At 71.2% G+C, this 16,726-nt stretch carries 12 protein-coding genes; 9 read left to right on the forward strand and 3 right to left on the reverse strand.

Annotated elements, in window-relative coordinates; all coding sequences use genetic code 11:
* Window positions 1–4 precede the first annotated feature (4 nt).
* The 5 genes from ACH4TL_RS27470 (at window position 5) to ACH4TL_RS27490 (ending at window position 9,062) form a co-directional block, all read left to right on the forward strand.
* Window positions 5–781 (forward strand): DsbA family protein, encoded by a 777-nt coding sequence (locus tag ACH4TL_RS27470; protein WP_398319862.1) that lies wholly within the window; start codon window positions 5–7, stop codon window positions 779–781.
* Between the two features lie 72 nt (window positions 782–853).
* Entirely contained in the window at window positions 854–1,837 is a 984-nt protein-coding gene (gene lgt, locus ACH4TL_RS27475; RefSeq protein ID WP_398319859.1) for a prolipoprotein diacylglyceryl transferase, read from the forward strand.
* Window positions 1,838–2,015: 178 nt separating this feature from the next.
* Window positions 2,016–2,747 carry a VIT1/CCC1 transporter family protein gene (locus tag ACH4TL_RS27480; RefSeq protein ID WP_398319856.1) on the forward strand — a complete coding sequence of 244 codons (732 nt, stop codon included), beginning with the start codon at window positions 2,016–2,018 and terminating at the stop codon, window positions 2,745–2,747.
* A gap of 317 nt (window positions 2,748–3,064) precedes the next feature.
* On the forward strand, window positions 3,065–7,609 hold the full coding sequence (gene gltB / locus ACH4TL_RS27485; protein WP_398319853.1) for a glutamate synthase large subunit: 4,545 nt from the start codon (window positions 3,065–3,067) through the stop codon (window positions 7,607–7,609).
* A complete protein-coding gene (locus tag ACH4TL_RS27490; RefSeq protein WP_398319850.1) occupies window positions 7,602–9,062 on the forward strand; it encodes a glutamate synthase subunit beta in 1,461 nt (486 codons plus the stop codon). Before gltB ends, ACH4TL_RS27490 begins: the two co-directional genes overlap by 8 nt.
* A 108-nt stretch (window positions 9,063–9,170) precedes the next feature.
* Here the strand turns inward: ACH4TL_RS27490 and ACH4TL_RS27495 are convergent, their stop codons facing one another.
* Window positions 9,171–9,644, reverse strand: coding sequence for a PPOX class F420-dependent oxidoreductase (locus ACH4TL_RS27495; protein WP_398319847.1), 474 nt, complete (start codon window positions 9,642–9,644; stop codon window positions 9,171–9,173).
* Between the two features lie 59 nt (window positions 9,645–9,703).
* The gene (locus ACH4TL_RS27500; RefSeq protein ID WP_398319844.1) at window positions 9,704–10,591 is read right to left on the reverse strand and encodes a hypothetical protein; all 888 of its coding nucleotides are present in this window, start codon (window positions 10,589–10,591) and stop codon (window positions 9,704–9,706) included.
* Window positions 10,592–10,823: 232 nt separating this feature from the next.
* Between ACH4TL_RS27500 and ACH4TL_RS27505 the strand changes: the two genes are divergently transcribed.
* Complete coding sequence (locus ACH4TL_RS27505; RefSeq protein WP_398319841.1) at window positions 10,824–11,621, forward strand: S1 family peptidase; 798 nt, start codon at window positions 10,824–10,826, stop codon at window positions 11,619–11,621.
* 74 nt (window positions 11,622–11,695) lie between these two features.
* Here the strand turns inward: ACH4TL_RS27505 and ACH4TL_RS27510 are convergent, their stop codons facing one another.
* Complete coding sequence (locus tag ACH4TL_RS27510; protein WP_398319838.1) at window positions 11,696–12,073, reverse strand: VOC family protein; 378 nt, start codon at window positions 12,071–12,073, stop codon at window positions 11,696–11,698.
* 217 nt (window positions 12,074–12,290) lie between these two features.
* On the opposite strand from ACH4TL_RS27510, the gene ACH4TL_RS27515 reads away from it, so the two are divergent.
* The 3 genes from ACH4TL_RS27515 (at window position 12,291) to ACH4TL_RS27525 (ending at window position 16,622) form a co-directional block, all read left to right on the forward strand.
* Window positions 12,291–12,650, forward strand: a complete 360-nt coding sequence (locus tag ACH4TL_RS27515) for a chorismate mutase (RefSeq protein WP_398319835.1) — start codon at window positions 12,291–12,293, stop codon at window positions 12,648–12,650.
* A gap of 131 nt (window positions 12,651–12,781) precedes the next feature.
* The gene (gene pepN, locus ACH4TL_RS27520; RefSeq protein WP_398319832.1) at window positions 12,782–15,346 is read left to right on the forward strand and encodes an aminopeptidase N; all 2,565 of its coding nucleotides are present in this window, start codon (window positions 12,782–12,784) and stop codon (window positions 15,344–15,346) included.
* 220 nt (window positions 15,347–15,566) lie between these two features.
* Window positions 15,567–16,622, forward strand: a complete 1,056-nt coding sequence (locus ACH4TL_RS27525; protein ID WP_398319829.1) for a tellurite resistance/C4-dicarboxylate transporter family protein — start codon at window positions 15,567–15,569, stop codon at window positions 16,620–16,622.
* Window positions 16,623–16,726: the final 104 nt, after the last annotated feature.

Genomic DNA, 16,726 nt, shown 5'->3' on the forward strand with positions numbered 1-16,726 from the left:
GGGCGTGAGCCAGAAAAACCGTGAGGGAAAGCGCAGCGCCCGGGAGCGACTGCGGGAACAGCGCGAGAAGGACAGGGCGCGCGGCAAGCGGAAGCGGACGCTCGGCATGGTCGGGGCGGTGGTCGCCGTCCTCGCGGTGGCCGGCGGTGTGGGCGTGTTCGCGACCAAGGCGAATCAGGACTCGGGGAAGTCGGGCAGCTCCACCGAGCCGCCGCGCGGCGCGATCGGCAAGGGTGACCTGGTCGTTCCGGTCGGGAAGCGCGGCGCCCCGGCCACGCTGACCGTGTACGAGGACTTCCGCTGCCCGGGCTGCAAGCAGTTCGAGGACGTCTTCCACAAGACCGTGAACCAGCTGGCGGACCGCGGCCGGATGCGGGTGGAGTACCACCTGGTCGCCATCATCGACGGCAACCTGGGCGGCACCGGCTCGGTGCGCGCGGCGAACGCGGCCGCCTGCGCCCAGGACGCGGGGAAGTTCCGGGCGTACCACGATGTGCTGTACCGGAACCAGCCGGAGGAGACGCAGGACGCGTACGCGAAGAACGCGCGGCTGATCCGGCTGGCGGACAAGGTCCCCGGGCTGAACACCGCGCCGTTCCGCAAGTGCGTCGAGAACGGCCGCCACGACGGCTGGGTCAGGAAGTCGCACGCCGACTTCAACCGTTCCGGTTTCCCCTCGACCCCGACCGTGCTGCTCGACGGGAAGTCGATTTACGGTCCGAAGAACCCGCTGTCGCCCAACAAGCTGAAGCGGATGGTCGCCGCGGCGGCGCGGGGCTGAGACCCGTTATCCACACGTTGTGCCGGGCAGGTTGCCGCATTGGCCGCCCGGCACGGTAGCGTCGACCCTGTCATGGAACTCGCTTACATTCCCAGCCCGTCGTCCGGTGTGATCTACCTCGGTCCGATCCCGCTGCGCGGCTACGCGTTCTGCATCATCATCGGCGTCTTCGTTGCCGTCTGGCTCGGTGGGCGGCGCTGGGTCGCCCGCGGCGGCCAGGTCGGCACCGTTGCCGACATCGCCGTGTGGGCGGTGCCCTTCGGCCTGGTCGGAGGGCGGCTCTACCACGTCATCACCGACTACCAGCTGTACTTCACGGACGGCAAGGACTGGGTCGACGCCTTCAAGATCTGGCAGGGCGGCCTGGGCATCTGGGGGGCCGTGGCGCTGGGCGCGCTGGGCGCCTGGATCGGCTGCCGTCGCCGGGGGATCCCGCTCCCGGCGTACGCGGACGCCATCGCTCCCGGGATCGCCTTCGCCCAGGCGATCGGCCGCTGGGGCAACTGGTTCAACCAGGAGCTGTACGGCAAGGCGACCACCCTGCCGTGGGCGCTGAAGATCGACGCCGACCCGGCCACCGGGCGCGTCGCCGGTACGTACCACCCGACGTTCCTGTACGAGTCGCTGTGGTGCGTCGGCGTGGCGCTGCTGGTGATCTGGGCGGACCGCCGCTTCACGCTGGGGCATGGCCGGGCGTTCGCCCTCTATGTGGCCGCGTACACCCCGGGCCGCGGCTGGGTCGAGGCCCTGCGGGTGGACGAGGCCCACCGCATCCTGGGCGTGCGGCTCAACGACTGGACGGCGATCGTCGTCTTCCTGGCGGCGGTGGTGTACCTGGTGGTCTCCGCGAAGAGGTCCCCGGGCCGGGAAGAGGTCGTCGAACCCGCGGCGCTGGAAGACGGCGCGGCCGAGACCGGGAGCGGGACCGAGACTCAGGCCGAGGCTGAGAGCGCGACCGAGGCCGGGACCGCGAAGGAGGCCGCGGCCGAGAGCGCGGCCGAGAGCAAGGAAGTCGCGGGGGCTCCGGCCGAGGCGAAGGCCACCGAGAAGCCCTGACACACGCGCCCCACAAGGCCGCCGGAACCAGCGAGTTCCGGCGGCCTTTTTGCGTTTCCGCAGGTCAGGGCGGTAAGTTCGGCCTTCCTTGCTGGCGGGAGGGGGGTTCGCGTGTCTACCTTCGAGCTATTGGGGTGCGGGCGGCAGGTCCGCGCCCGCGAAGGGAGCACGTCAGCACATGTCCGTCATCGACACGATCGACTCACCGCACGTCGCCCACCGCGACAACCACACCCACCGCGATGTGAACGGCGGCTGGCTGCGCCCGGCCGTCTTCGGAGCCATGGACGGGCTGGTCTCCAACCTGGCGCTGATGACCGGTGTCGCGGGCGGGGCCGTGGACCGGCAGACCATCGTGATCACCGGGCTGGCGGGGCTTGCCGCCGGTGCGTTCTCGATGGCGGCCGGTGAGTACACCTCCGTCGCCTCCCAGCGCGAGCTGGTCGAGGCCGAGCTGGAGGTCGAGCGGCGTGAGCTGCGCAAGCATCCGGCGGACGAGATGGCGGAGCTGGCGGCGCTGTACGAGTCGCGCGGCGTGAAGCCGGAGCTGGCCCGCGAGGTGGCCGCGCAGCTGTCGAAGGACCCGGAGCAGGCGCTGGAGATACACGCCCGCGAGGAGCTGGGCGTGGACCCGGACGATCTGCCGTCGCCGCTGGTCGCCGCGGTGTCCTCGTTCGGTTCGTTCGCGCTGGGCGCGCTGCTGCCGGTGCTGCCGTATCTGCTGGGCGCGGTGGCGCTGTGGCCCGCTGTGCTGCTGGCGCTGGTCGGGCTGTTCGGCTGCGGTGCGGTGGTGGCCCGGGTGACGGCCCGGTCGTGGTGGTTCAGCGGGCTGAGGCAGCTCGCGCTGGGCGGGGCGGCGGCGGGCGTGACGTATGCCCTGGGCCTCTTCTTCGGTACGGCCGTAGGCTGACCCTGCCGCGGGGCTCTCCGCGGACGCCTCTCCCGCGAGTAACCGCGTCATTACTCTGTTACTCGACGGTTTCGATCCCTTTACCAGCGGGCATAAAGCCGAAGCGCTCGGGCAGTGTGGCCCGTCTCGCGCCGGGGCGATCGTGGTCATACAGGTCCCCATCGCCCAACCTCACCCCGTGCGGGGTGTCCGCATGGTGAAACGGAATATCCACTTCCCGAGAACCGACTCATCATGTAACCTGCACGAAATTCTCGCGGAGGGCCAACGTCGTCCCTCGGCACACCCAAAATGCCATGACGACGACGGGAGAGCCGATGCGTTCCGCATCCCACCCCGCCCGCCAAGGGATGTACGACCCGCGCAATGAGCACGACGCCTGTGGCGTCGGCTTTGTGGCGACCCTCACCGGCGAGGCCAGCCACGAGCTCGTTGAGCAGGCTCTCACCGTGCTACGGAACCTGGAGCACCGCGGAGCCACCGGCTCGGAGCCCGATTCGGGTGACGGCGCGGGCATCCTCGTACAGGTCCCGGACGCCTTCCTGCGGGACGTGACCGGCTTCGACCTTCCCGAGGCCGGTTCGTACGCCGTGGGCATCGCGTTCCTCCCCGAGGGGCAGGACGACGCGGCCGCGGAGCACATCGAGCGGATCGCCGCCGAGGAGGAGCTGACCGTCCTCGGCTGGCGCGAGGTGCCGGTCGCGCCCGAGCTGCTGGGCAACGGCGCGCGCACCACCATGCCCGCCTTCCGCCAGCTGTTCGTCGCTGACGGCACCAGCAGCGGGCTGGCCCTGGACCGCAAGGCGTTCGTGCTGCGCAAGCGCGCCGAGCGCGAGGCGGACGTCTACTTCCCTTCGCTGTCCTCCCGCACCGTGGTGTACAAGGGCATGCTGACCACCGGTCAGCTGGAGCCGTTCTTCCCGGACCTGTCCGACCGCCGTTTCGCCACGGCCATCGCGCTGGTCCACTCCCGGTTCTCCACGAACACCTTCCCGAGCTGGCCGCTGGCCCACCCGTACCGCTTCGTCGCCCACAACGGCGAGATCAACACGGTCCAGGGCAACCGGAACTGGATGCGGGCCCGGGAGTCCCAGCTGGTCAGCGACCTGTTCGGGGACAAGGGCCTGGACCGGATCTTCCCGCTCTGCACCCCGGACGCCTCCGACTCGGCGACCTTCGACGAGGTGCTGGAGCTGCTGCACCTCGGCGGCCGTTCGCTGCCGCACTCGGTGCTGATGATGGTCCCCGAGGCGTGGGAGAACCACCCCTCGATGGACCCGGCCCGGCGCGCCTTCTACCAGTACCACTCCACGATGATGGAGCCCTGGGACGGCCCGGCCTGCGTCACCTTCACCGACGGCACCCAGGTCGGCGCCGTGCTGGACCGCAACGGTCTGCGCCCGGGGCGCTACTGGGTCACCGACGACGGCCTCGTCGTGCTGTCCTCCGAGGTCGGCGTCCTGGACATCGACCCGGCCAAGGTGGTCCGCAAGGGCCGGCTCCAGCCGGGCCGGATGTTCCTGGTGGACACCGCCGAGCACCGGATCATCGAGGACGACGAGGTCAAGGCCGAGCTGGCCGGCGAGCAGCCGTACGGCGACTGGCTGGAGGCCGGGCTGATCGACCTGGCGGACCTGCCCGAGCGCGAGCACATCGTGCACACCCACGCCTCGGTCACCCGCCGCCAGCAGACCTTCGGCTACACCGAGGAGGAGCTGCGGGTCCTGCTCGCGCCGATGGCCAAGGCCGGTGCCGAGCCGATCGGCTCGATGGGCACGGACTCGCCGATCGCCGCCCTCTCCGAGCGGCCGCGGCTGCTGTTCGACTACTTCACCCAGCTGTTCGCGCAGGTCACCAACCCGCCGCTGGACGCGATCCGCGAGGAGCTGGTCACCTCGCTGATCTCCTCGCTGGGCCCGCAGGGCAATCTGCTGGAGCCGACCGCGGCCTCCTGCCGCAGCGTCACCCTGCCCTTCCCGGTGATCGACAACGATGAGCTGGCCAAGCTCATCCACATCAACGCCGACGGCGACATGCCGGGCCTGAAGGCCGCCAACCTCTCCGGTCTCTACCGGGTCGGCGGCGGTGGCGACGCGCTCGCCGCGCGGCTGGCCGAGATCTGCGCCGAGGCCGACGCCGCCATCGAGGACGGCGCCCGGCTGATCGTGCTCTCCGACCGGCACTCGGACGCCGAGCACGCGCCGATCCCCTCGCTGCTGCTCACCTCAGCCGTCCACCACCACCTCATCGGCACCAAGCAGCGCACCCAGGTGGGGCTGCTGGTCGAGGCGGGCGACGTGCGCGAGGTGCACCATGTCGCGCTGCTCATCGGCTACGGCGCCGCGGCCGTCAACCCGTACCTGGCGATGGAGTCGGTCGAGGACCTGGTCCGCGCGGGGACGTTCCTGCCCGGCATGGAGGCCGAGACCGCGATCAAGAACCTGATCAAGGCGCTCGGCAAGGGCGTCCTGAAGGTGATGTCCAAGATGGGCATCTCGACCGTGGCCTCCTACCGCGGTGCCCAGGTCTTCGAGGCCGTCGGCCTGGACGAGTCCTTCGTGGACGCCTACTTCCACGGCACCACCACCAAGATCGGCGGCGCGGGCCTGGACATCGTCGCCAAGGAGGTCGCCGCCCGGCACGCCAAGGCGTACCCGGCCAGCGGCATCCCCTCCGCGCACCGCGCGCTGGAGATCGGCGGCGAGTACCAGTGGCGCCGCGAGGGCGAGCCGCACCTGTTCGACCCGGAGACCGTCTTCCGGCTCCAGCACTCGACCCGTGCCCGCCGCTACGACATCTTCAAGAAGTACACCGAGCGGGTGAACGAGCAGTCCGAGCGGCTGATGACGCTGCGCGGCCTGTTCTCCTTCAAGGACGGCGACCGGCCCTCGATCCCGATCGAGGAGGTCGAGTCGGCCGAGGACATCGTCAAGCGGTTCTCGACCGGCGCCATGTCGTACGGCTCCATCTCCCAGGAGGCGCACGAGACCCTGGCCATCGCCATGAACCAGCTGGGCGGCAAGTCCAACACCGGTGAGGGCGGCGAGGACTCCGAGCGGCTGCACGACCCGGCGCGGCGCTCCTCCATCAAGCAGGTCGCCTCCGGCCGCTTCGGCGTGACCAGCGAATACCTGGTCAACTCCGATGACATCCAGATCAAGATGGCGCAGGGCGCCAAGCCCGGCGAGGGCGGCCAGCTGCCCGGCCACAAGGTGTACCCGTGGGTGGCCAAGACCCGGCACTCGACGCCCGGCGTCGGCCTGATCTCCCCGCCGCCGCACCACGACATCTACTCCATCGAGGACCTGGCCCAGCTGATCCACGACCTGAAGAACGCCAACCCCAAGGCGCGCATTCACGTCAAGCTGGTCTCCGAGGTCGGCGTCGGCACCGTCGCCGCGGGCGTCTCCAAGGCGCACGCCGACGTCGTGCTGATCTCCGGCCACGACGGCGGCACCGGCGCCTCGCCGCTCACCTCGCTCAAGCACGCGGGCGGCCCCTGGGAGCTGGGCCTCGCCGAGACCCAGCAGACGCTGCTGCTCAACGGGTTGCGCGACCGCATCGTCGTGCAGACCGACGGCCAGTTGAAGACCGGCCGCGACGTGGTGATCGCCGCGCTGCTCGGCGCCGAGGAGTTCGGCTTCGCGACCGCGCCGCTGGTCGTCTCCGGCTGCGTCATGATGCGCGTGTGCCACCTGGACACCTGCCCGGTCGGCATCGCCACCCAGAACCCGGTGCTGCGCGAGCGCTACAGCGGCCAGGCCGAGTACGTGGTCAACTTCTTCCAGTTCATCGCCGAGGAGGTCCGCGAACTCCTCGCCGAGCTGGGCTTCCGTACCCTCGACGAGGCCATCGGCCACGCCGAGCTGCTGGACACCAGCCGGGCCGTGCAGCACTGGAAGGCGCAGGGCCTGGACCTCGCCCCGCTGCTGTACGTCCCCGAGCTGCCGGACGGCGCCGTGCGCCACCAGCTGATCGAGCAGGACCACGGCCTGGCGAAGGCCCTGGACAACGAGCTGATCAAGCTCGCGGCCGACGCGCTGAACGCCGACTCCGCCGAGGCCGCCCAGCCGGTCCGGGCCCAGGTCGCGATCCGCAACATCAACCGGACCGTCGGCACCATGCTCGGCCACGAGGTGACCCGGAAGTTCGGCGGCGCCGGCCTGCCGGACGACACCATCGACATCACCTTCACCGGCTCGGCCGGACAGTCCTTCGGCGCGTTCCTGCCCCGCGGCGTCACGCTGCGGCTGGAGGGCGACGCCAACGACTACGTCGGCAAGGGCCTGTCCGGCGGCCGCGTGGTCGTCCGCCCGGACCGGGGCGCCGACCACCTCGCCGAGTACTCGACCATCGCGGGCAACACCCTCGCGTACGGTGCGACCGGCGGCGAGATGTATCTGCGCGGCAAGGTCGGCGAGCGGTTCTGCGTCCGCAATTCGGGCGCGACCGTGGTCTCCGAGGGCGTGGGCGACCACGGCTGCGAGTACATGACCGGCGGCCAGGCGATCGTCCTCGGCCCGACCGGGCGCAACTTCGCGGCCGGGATGTCCGGTGGCATCGCGTACGTCATCGACCTCGACCGGGACAACGTCAACGGCGCTCTCCTCGACGCCATCGGTGAGCTGGACGACACCGACAAGCAGGCGCTGCACGACGCTGTGCGCCGCCACCAGGAGGAGACCGGCTCCACCGTCGCGGCCGCGCTGCTCGCCGACTGGGACGGCGCCCTGGCCCGCTTCAGCAAGATCATCCCCGCTACGTACCAGGCCGTGCTCGCCGCCAAGGACGCCGCCGAGCGAGCCGGACTCTCCGAGTCCGAGACCCACGAGAAGATGATGGAGGCGGCGACCAATGGCTGACCCCAAGGGCTTCCTGACCACCGACCGCGAGGTGGCCGAGACCCGTCCGGTGGACGAGCGGGTCAAGGACTGGAACGAGGTCTACGTCCCCGGCTCGCTGCTGCCGATCATCAGCAAGCAGGCCGGCCGGTGCATGGACTGCGGCATCCCGTTCTGCCACAACGGCTGTCCGCTCGGAAACCTCATCCCCGAGTGGAACGACTACGCCTACCGCGAGGACTGGCGCGAGGCCAGCGAGCGGCTGCACGCGACCAACAACTTCCCGGAGTTCACCGGGCGGCTGTGCCCCGCTCCGTGCGAGTCCGCGTGCGTCCTCGGCATCAACCAGCCCGCGGTGACCATCAAGAACGTCGAGGTCACCATCATCGACAAGGCGTGGGACTCGGGCGACGTCACCCCGCAGCCCCCCGAGCGGCTGAGCGGCAAGACCGTCGCCGTCATCGGCTCGGGCCCGGCGGGGCTCGCCGCCGCCCAGCAGCTGACCCGCGCCGGGCACACGGTCGCCGTCTACGAGCGCGCCGACCGCATCGGCGGGCTGCTGCGCTACGGCATCCCCGAGTTCAAGATGGAGAAGCGCCACATCAACCGCCGCATCGAGCAGATGCGCGCGGAGGGCACCAAGTTCCGCACCGAGACGGAGATCGGGCGCGACATCGACGCGGCCAAGCTGCGCAAGCGGTACGACGCGGTCGTCATCGCGGCCGGTGCCACCACCTCCCGCGACCTGAAGGTCCCGGGCCGCGAGCTGAACGGCATCCACTTCGCCATGGAGTACCTGCCGCTCGCCAACAAGGTGCAGGAGGGCGACCTGACGGCGTCCCCCATCAGCGCCGAGGGCAAGCACGTCGTGGTGATCGGCGGCGGTGACACCGGCGCCGACTGCGTCGGCACCGCCCACCGGCAGGGCGCCGCCTCCGTCACCCAGCTGGAGATCATGCCCAAGCCGGGCGAGGAGCGTAGCGAGGGCCAGCCCTGGCCCACGTTCCCGATGCTCTACAAGGTCACCTCGGCCCACGAGGAGGGCGGCGAGCGGATCTACTCCGTCTCCACCACCCACTTCGAGGGCGACGAGGACGGCAACGTCCAGTGGCTGCACCTGATCGAGGTGGAGTTCAAGGACGGCAAGCTGGAGCAGAAGCCGGGCACCGAGCGGAAGATCCCGGCCCAGCTGGTCACCCTGGCCATGGGCTTCACCGGCACCGACCGGGAGAACGGCCTCGTCGAGCAGTTCGGCCTGGAGCTGGACGAGCGCGGCAACGTCGCGCGCGACGCCGACTTCGCGACCAATGTGCCGGGCGTCTTCGTCGCCGGTGACGCGGGCCGCGGCCAGTCGCTGATCGTCTGGGCCATCGCCGAGGGCCGCTCCGCGGCCCGTGGCGTGGACCGCTACCTGGCCGGGGCCAGCGCCCTGCCCGCCCCGATCCGCCCCACCGACCGGGCCCTCATGGTCTGACGGTTCTTCAAGGTCTCCGCCCGTACAACGGCGTACGGACCGGCCGCGCGGCGCCTCCCCCCATCCCGACCGGGGGCGGGCGCCGCGTGGCGTTCGAGCGTCCGGGGGCTAGCCCTCGTCTTGAACGAGCCGGGCGGGGAAGCCGCCGGTGGCGATCGGGCCCCAGCGGTCGGGCGTGACCCGGATCAGCGACTTGCCCTGCTTGCGCATGGCCGAGCGGTACTCGTCCCAGTCCGGGTGCTCACCGGCGATGTTGCGGTAGTACTCGACCAGCGGTTCGACAGAGTCGGGGGTGTCGATCACCTCGGCGGTGCCGTCGATCTGGACCCAGGGGCCGTTCCACTCGTCGGACAGCACGATCAGGCTGACGGACGACTCGCGCTTGGCGTTGCGGACCTTGGCGCGCTCGGGGTAGGTGGACATGACGATGCGGCCGGAGTCGTCGACGCCGCAGGTCAGCGGGGACGCCTGCGGGGAGCCGTCGGTCCGGCGGGTCATCAGGATGGCGCGGTGGCGCGGGCGGACGAACTCCAGCAGCTCGTCCAGGGCGACACGGGTGTTGGTGGCGATGGAGGGGCTCATGCACGCGAGGGTACGACGTGGAGTGCGCTCGAACGCCGACCCGGTCCCGCTCCGGCCCGTCAGGTGTCGCACTCCAGGACCGTACGGCACAGTCCGCAGCGCGCCCGCAGCCTGCCGCGCACCGGGAGCCGGATGCGCTGACGGCAGGTCGGGCAGGGGAACGACACGCTGAACGGCGGGCCGTCCTCGAAGGCGTAGTCGCCGCCGGTGGGGGAGGGGCGGCCGGACTGGGCCGAACGGCGGTCCTTGGCGTACCGGTGGCGGCCGGTCCAGCCCGCTGCCGCGAGCGGTGGCTGCCGTTCGTCGCGCCGCGCCAGCTCCAGCCCCTTGGTGTACGCCTCGTACGCCTGCGGGCTGGTGAACCAGGGGGACGGGTCCTCGCCGAAGAGCCGGGCCCGCTTGGCGAGGACGTAGCCGAACTCCTCCGGCGTCAGATACCCCAGCTTCTGGCTGGTCACCGCGTCCTGGCGGTACGCGTCGAGCAGCAGCCAGCCGGTGCCGAGGTAGGCGGCGGTGGTGTCGGTGAGGATCTCGTTGTCGCGGGTGCCGGGGAAGGCCAGGTCGAGCCGGTGCAGATACACATGGGTGACCTCGTGGGCGAGGGCCGCCCCGATGTCGCGGCGGTGGGTCTTGAAGCGGGAGTTCAGCTCGATGAAGTACTCCGGCCCGGCGGCCAGCTCCACGTTCCCCGCGTGCCGCATCTCGCGGAAGCTCACGATCATCCGGGCGTCCGGCAGCCGCATGTGCTGCACCATCACCCGGGCCACCCGCTGGACGCCGAGGTGGAGGTCGTCCTGGTCGGAGAAGGCGACATCGCCGGGGACCACGCTGAGCCCGAACGTGTCCACCGTGTCGCGCGAGAGCCGCCGGTAGAGCGCGGTGAGCGCGGCCCGGACCATGTCCAGGTGCGGATAGCCGTGTTCGATGTCGCTGCCCGGTGCCGCCACGTGCCCACTGTACGGGCGGCCGGGCGTGGTGGCGCGGAGGCCGCGCGGGGGCGGACGCGGGTACGGCGGCGGGGGCGTGACGGCGTGTGCGCTGAGGCGCTCCGGGCGCATGGCCGGAACGTCACCCTTGCCATGCCGTTCGCGGACTTCACATAATCACAGGGCATGCACAGGTCTTGTCATTTGACGTGGGCCTGACATTCTTGCGCAACCCCCCACGAAAGGACTTCCGTTGCGAAACGCACTGAAGCACCTGAAGAGATCCGCGGCCCTCGGCGCGGTCGCCCTCGCCGCGTTCAGCCTCACCCCGGGCACCGCTACCGCCCAGCCCGCCGGCCCCGAGCCCAGCCCCTCCGTCGTCGGCGGCACCCGCGCCGCCCAGGGTGAATTCCCCTTCATGGTCCGGCTCTCCATGGGCTGTGGCGGCGCCCTCTACACCCAGGACATCGTGCTCACCGCCGCCCACTGCGTGGACGGCAGCGGCGCCAACACCTCCATCACCGCCACCGCGGGCGTCGTCGACCTCCAGAGCTCCAGCGCCGTCAAGGTCAAGTCCACCCGGGTCCTCCAGGCCCCCGGCTACAACGGCACCGGCAAGGACTGGGCGCTCATCAAGCTCGCCAAGCCCATCAACCAGCCCACGCTGAAGATCGCCGAGACCACGGCGTACAACAAGGGCGACTTCACTGTCGCCGGATGGGGCGCCGCGACCGAGGGCGGCGGCCAGCAGCGCTACCTGCTCAAGGCCACCGTGCCGTTCGTCGACGACGCCACCTGCAAGTCGGCGTACAGCGAGCTCGTCGCGGGCGAGGAGATCTGCGCGGGCAAGATGTCCACCGGCGGCGTCGACACCTGCCAGGGCGACTCCGGCGGCCCGATGTTCCGCAAGGACGACGCGGGCCAGTGGATCCAGGTCGGCATCGTCAGCTGGGGCGAGGGCTGCGCGCGGCCCGGCAAGCCCGGTGTCTACACCGAGGTGAGCACCTTCGCCCAGAACATCAAGAGCGCCGCGGCCCAGCTCGGCGGCTGACCTCACCACACCCCCACGGTGGACACGGACCCGGCGCGACGGAGCGCGCCGGGTCCGTGCCGTATCCGCCCTCGTCAAATCTGGCCGTAGCAGATGCAGAACGGGTGCCCGGCCGGGTCGGCGAAGACCCGGAACCCCGACCGCTCCCCGCGGCTGTCGTGCAGGAACGTCGCGCCCAGCGCGATCACCTCCCGCTGCGCCCGCTCCGCGTCCTCGATCGTCGGCACGTCGAAGTCCAGATGCATCTGCTGCGGATACGCCGGGTCCGGCCAGCGCGGCGGCCGGTGGTCCGGTGCCAGCTGGAAGGCGAACCGCTGCCCGTCCGCCGAGGTCAGGGTCGCCCATTCCGGGTCGCTGTCATCCACCCGCCACCCCAGGATCGCGCCGTAGAAGGCGGCCAGCGCGGGCGGGTCCGGACAGTCGATGACGGTGCACTGAAGCGTCGCGATCATGCCGGTGAGAGTAACCGCGGTCCGATCGGCCCGTGCGGAAAATCCCGGCGTCAAAGGGAACCCCGTCTCGCATTTGCGGCTCCTTCACGGTGGAGGCGCTGCGACCGAGGGGGCAGACCTCCACGGGAGACCGTCCCGTCCCCTTCACAACCCCCCACCGGGGGCGGGGCGGTCCCGGGGCCGAGGCCGCGGCCCCGCTGGCATAGGGTCAGGGGCCATGACGCACCGCGAGACCGACCCCGCCGACCGCACCGGCCAGCCCGACCCGACCAGCACGACCGACGAGGTCGAGGACGCCGTACGCGCGGAGCTGGCCCGGCTGCGCGACAGCATCGACAACATCGACGCGGCCGTGGTCCACATGCTCGCCGAGCGCTTCAAGTGCACCCAGCAGGTCGGTCACCTCAAGGCCGCCCACAAGCTGCCCCCGGCCGACCCCGCCCGCGAGGCCCGCCAGATCACCCGACTGCGCGAACTGGCGGAAAGCGCCAAACTCGACCCCGCCTTCGCCGAAAAGCTGCTCAACTTCATCATCGCCGAGGTCATCCGGCATCACGAGACGATCGCGCGCTCCTGAGTCAGCCGCGGACCCCGTCCGCCGGGCGTACGGCGCGGGCGCACACCGGTGGTGCGCCCCCGTCCGCCCCCGCGCCCGGCAGACCCTGAAGACCCGTGTGCCGCCCACCGCCCGTAGGGCAGCATGTCCCCATGTCCGTACTGACGCGCGAGGAAGCGCAGATCCGAGCCCGCCTCGTCGAGGTCCACCGCTACACGATCGACCTCGACCTCACCCGCGGCGACGAACGGTTCGGCTCCACCACGACCATCCGTTTCACCGCCCGCGAGGCCGGCGCGGACACCTTCGTGGAGCTGAACCCCGCCGCCCTGCACCGGGCGGTGCTCGACGGACACGACCTCGCCCTCGACCCCGCCGTGGTCATCGCCGACGGACGGCTCCCGCTCACCGGCCTCACCGAGGGCGAGCACGAGCTGCGCGTCGAGACGGACATGACGTACTCGCACACCGGCGAGGGCATGCACCGCTTCACCGACCCGGCCGACGGTGAGAAGTACCTCTACACCATGTGCTGCATGGCCGACGCCAGCGACGTCTTCGCCGCCTTCGACCAGCCCGACCTCAAGGCGGTCTTCGACGTCCGCGTCACCGCCCCGCCCCGGTGGACCGTCCTCGGCAACGGCATCGCCACCCGCGACGGCGACCCCGCCGACGGCCGCTGGCGGTTCGCCCCCACCCCGCCCATCAGCACCTATCTGGTCGCGCTGGCCGCCGGCCCGTACCACTCCGTGCACACCGAGCACGCCGGACTGCCGTTCGGACTGCACGTCCGCCGCTCGCTCGCCCCTCACCTCGAAGCCGACGCCGATGAACTCTTCGACATCACCCGGCGCTGCTTCGACCGCTACCGCGAGATCTTCGACGAGCCGTACCCCTTCGACTCCTACGACCAGGCGTTCGTCCCCGAGTTCAATTCCGGCGCCATGGAGAACCCCGGCCTCGTCACCTTCCGCGACGAATTCGTCTTCCGCTCCGCCGTCACCGACGCCGAACGCCAGACCCGCGCCATGGTCATCGCCCACGAGATGGCCCACATGTGGTTCGGCGACCTCGTCACCATGACCTGGTGGGACGACATCTGGCTCAACGAGTCCTTCGCCGAGTACATGGGCTTCCAGATCATCGCCGAGACCAGCCGCTACACCGGCACCTGGGCCGACTTCGGCATCCGTCACAAGGGCTGGGGCTACGACGCCGACCAGCGCCCCTCCACCCACCCCGTCGCCCCCGCGCCCGCACTCGTCCCCGACACCGCCGCCGCCCGCCTCAACTTCGACGGCATCTCCTACGCCAAGGGCGCCTCCGCGCTGCGCCAGCTCGTCACCTGGCTCGGCGAAAAGGACTTCCTCGCCGGGATCAACGAACACCTCGCCCGGCACCGCTTCGGCAACGCCACCCTCGCCGACTTCATCGACTCCCTCGCCCGATCCTCCGACCGCGACGTCCACGCCTGGGCCGACCTCTGGCTGCGCACCACCGGAGTCGACACCCTCACCCCCGCCCTCACCACCGACGGCGGCCAATGGCACCTCGACATCCGTCACGAGGGCGGTCCCTCGACGAGCCGCCGCCCCCACCGCATCGCGATCGGCCTCTACGACCACGAACCCGCCGCCCCGCACCAACTCGTGCTGCGCGACCGCGTCGAGACCGAACTCGACGGCGCCGACCCCGCCCCCACCCTCTCCTTCACCGGCCCCCGCCCCGATCTGCTGCTCCTCAACGACGGCGACCTGAGCTACGCCAAGATCCGCCTCGACACCCGCTCCTGGCAGGCCGCCGTGCGCTCCCTCTCCGGCCTCCCCGACGCCGTCAGCCGCGCCACCCTCTGGAACGCCGCCCGCGACATGGTGCGCGACGGCGACCTCCCGGGCGCCGACTACCTCGACATCGCCCGCACCCACCTCCCGCACGAGACCGACATAGCGATCGTGCAGGGCGTCCTCGCCTTCGCCCGCACCCAGATCGCCGACCGCTACCTCCCCGCCGACCAGCGCCCCGCCGCCCTCAACACCCTCGCCGCCACCTGCCGCGACCTGCTGCGCCGCACAGAGGACGGCTCCGGGCCCGGGCTGCGGCTCTCCGCCGTACGCACCTACATCGCCAGCGCCACCGCCCCCGCCGAGCTGACCGACTGGCTCGACGGCGACACCGTCCCCGGCGGGCCCGCCCTCGACCCCGAACTGCGCTGGCAGATCCTCGGCAGGCTCGCGATCCTCGGCGCAGCCGACCCCGCCGACATCGACGCCGAACTCGCCCGCGACTCCAGCGCCACCGGCCAGGAGGGCGCCGCCCGCTGCCGCGCCGCGCTTCCCGACCCGGAGGCCAAACAGGCCGCCTGGGACGCCCTGTTCGGCGAGACCACCCCAATCGCGCCTCTCTCCAATTATCTGGTCACCGCGACCGCCACCGGCTTCTGGCAGCCCGAACACCACGACCTGCTCACCGCGTACGTACCGCGCTACTTCACCGACGCCGTGACCACCGCCGCCCGCCGCGGACCCGCCATCGCCCAGGCGATCGCCCGGTCCGGCTTCCCGACGACGGTGGACGCCACGACCCTGCGGCTCGGCGAGGAATGCCTCACCACCCCCGACCTGCTCCCCGCCCTGCGCCGCTGCCTCGAAGACCAGCTCGACGACCTGCGGCGCGCCCTGCGAGTGCGGGAGAAGCAGGAGGAGAAGCAGAGGGCGTAGCCGCGGCGCGCACCCCGCCGTCAGAGGGGGGAAACACCTGTTCGTGTTGGTACTTCACGCCACACGAGCCCCTCCCTTCCCCCGACCGCGTTCGGCCGGTCGAGGGAAGGGAGGCGTTGTGCCAAGCGCGCACCAAAACACGGGCCGACAAAGGCCAACTCGAACCAACACTGAGCAAGGTGAACGCTGGGGAAACCACCGCCGATGGCACCCTTCCCCTGTGACACGGACGATGTACGGGGCAACGGCCCGTGACCTGCCACCCGCCGCCTTCGCTCCCGTCATGGCGACCGGCATCGTGTCCCAGGGGCTCGCGGCGGCGGGCGCCCCACAGGTGTCGGACGCGCTGCTGGAGCTGGCCGTCGCGCTCTACGCCGGGCTGCTGGCGGCGCTGGTGTGGCGCGTGGCGCGCCATTCGCGGGAGGTGGCCGCTGATCTGCGCGACCCGGGACGGGTGTTCGGCTTCTTCACCTTCGTCGCCGGTTCCGATGTGCTCGCCGCCCGGCTGGCGCACGGACCGTGGCGGGCGGTCACGACGGTCCTGACGGTGCTGGCCGTGCCCGTCTGCACCGTCCTGCTGGGATGCGTGGCGCGGATGGCGCACCGGCTCGGCGCGGGCGGGGCTGTGCGGCGGGCCGAGGGCACCTGGTTCCTGTGCGTGGTGGGCGTCCAGTCCGCCGTGCTGGCCGTGAGCGGGCCGGCGCCCGCCCGTGGCCTGCCGGGCACCGCGCTCGCGTGGGCGGCCGGGCTGCTGCTGTACGCGGCGGTGGCCACGCTGGTGGCGGGCCGGCTGCTGCGGTTCGGCGTGGCGCCGCGGGACCTGACGCCGCCCTACTGGATCACCATGGGGGCCTGCGCCATCAGCCTCCTGGCCGGGGCCCGCCTCGCCCACCCGGGGCTCGACGCGGCCCTGGGCCCCGCCCTGAACCGCGATGTCCTCCTCGTCCTGTGGGCCTGGGCCACCTGTCTGCTGCCGCCGCTGCTGGCCGCCGGTGCCTGGCGGCATCTGCGGCACCGGATACCGCTGGCGTACGAACCCACCTGGTGGACGATCGTCTTCCCCACCGGTATGTACGCGGTCTCCACGGGCGCCCTCGGCAAGGCAGAGGGCTTGCGCCCGCTGGTCCTCATCGGTCAGGCCGGTGCCTGGGTGGCGCTCGGGGCGTGGTCGCTCTCCGTGGCCGGAATGGTCCACCGGAATATTCCGACCAGAACGCAAGTTCGGCGCGGAAAAGGCAAACCGCGAGAAAAAAACGGCCTAGGTGATGCTAAATGACCGAAAGACCTCAGGCTTCATGGCCGAATCCCGAGTGATGCTGTCGCGCGACATCCATCCAGGGCCCCGGCCGGAAGACACGGCGCGGAGCCACCGCCGAAGGA

The sequence above is a fragment of the Streptomyces sp. NPDC021115 genome (assembly GCF_044333065.1).
Lineage (GTDB): Bacteria > Actinomycetota > Actinomycetes > Streptomycetales > Streptomycetaceae > Streptomyces.

Coding starts and splice junctions, on each gene's coding strand:
- lgt (WP_398319859.1), top strand. CDS start 854: ATGGAACTCGCTTACATTCCCAGCCCGTCGTCCGGTGTGATCTACCTC.
- ACH4TL_RS27480 (WP_398319856.1), top strand. CDS start 2,016: ATGTCCGTCATCGACACGATCGACTCACCGCACGTCGCCCACCGCGAC.
- gltB (WP_398319853.1), top strand. CDS start 3,065: ATGCGTTCCGCATCCCACCCCGCCCGCCAAGGGATGTACGACCCGCGC.
- ACH4TL_RS27490 (WP_398319850.1), top strand. CDS start 7,602: ATGGCTGACCCCAAGGGCTTCCTGACCACCGACCGCGAGGTGGCCGAG.
- ACH4TL_RS27495 (WP_398319847.1), bottom strand. CDS start 9,644: ATGAGCCCCTCCATCGCCACCAACACCCGTGTCGCCCTGGACGAGCTG.
- ACH4TL_RS27510 (WP_398319838.1), bottom strand. CDS start 12,073: ATGATCGCGACGCTTCAGTGCACCGTCATCGACTGTCCGGACCCGCCC.
- ACH4TL_RS27515 (WP_398319835.1), top strand. CDS start 12,291: ATGACGCACCGCGAGACCGACCCCGCCGACCGCACCGGCCAGCCCGAC.
- pepN (WP_398319832.1), top strand. CDS start 12,782: ATGTCCGTACTGACGCGCGAGGAAGCGCAGATCCGAGCCCGCCTCGTC.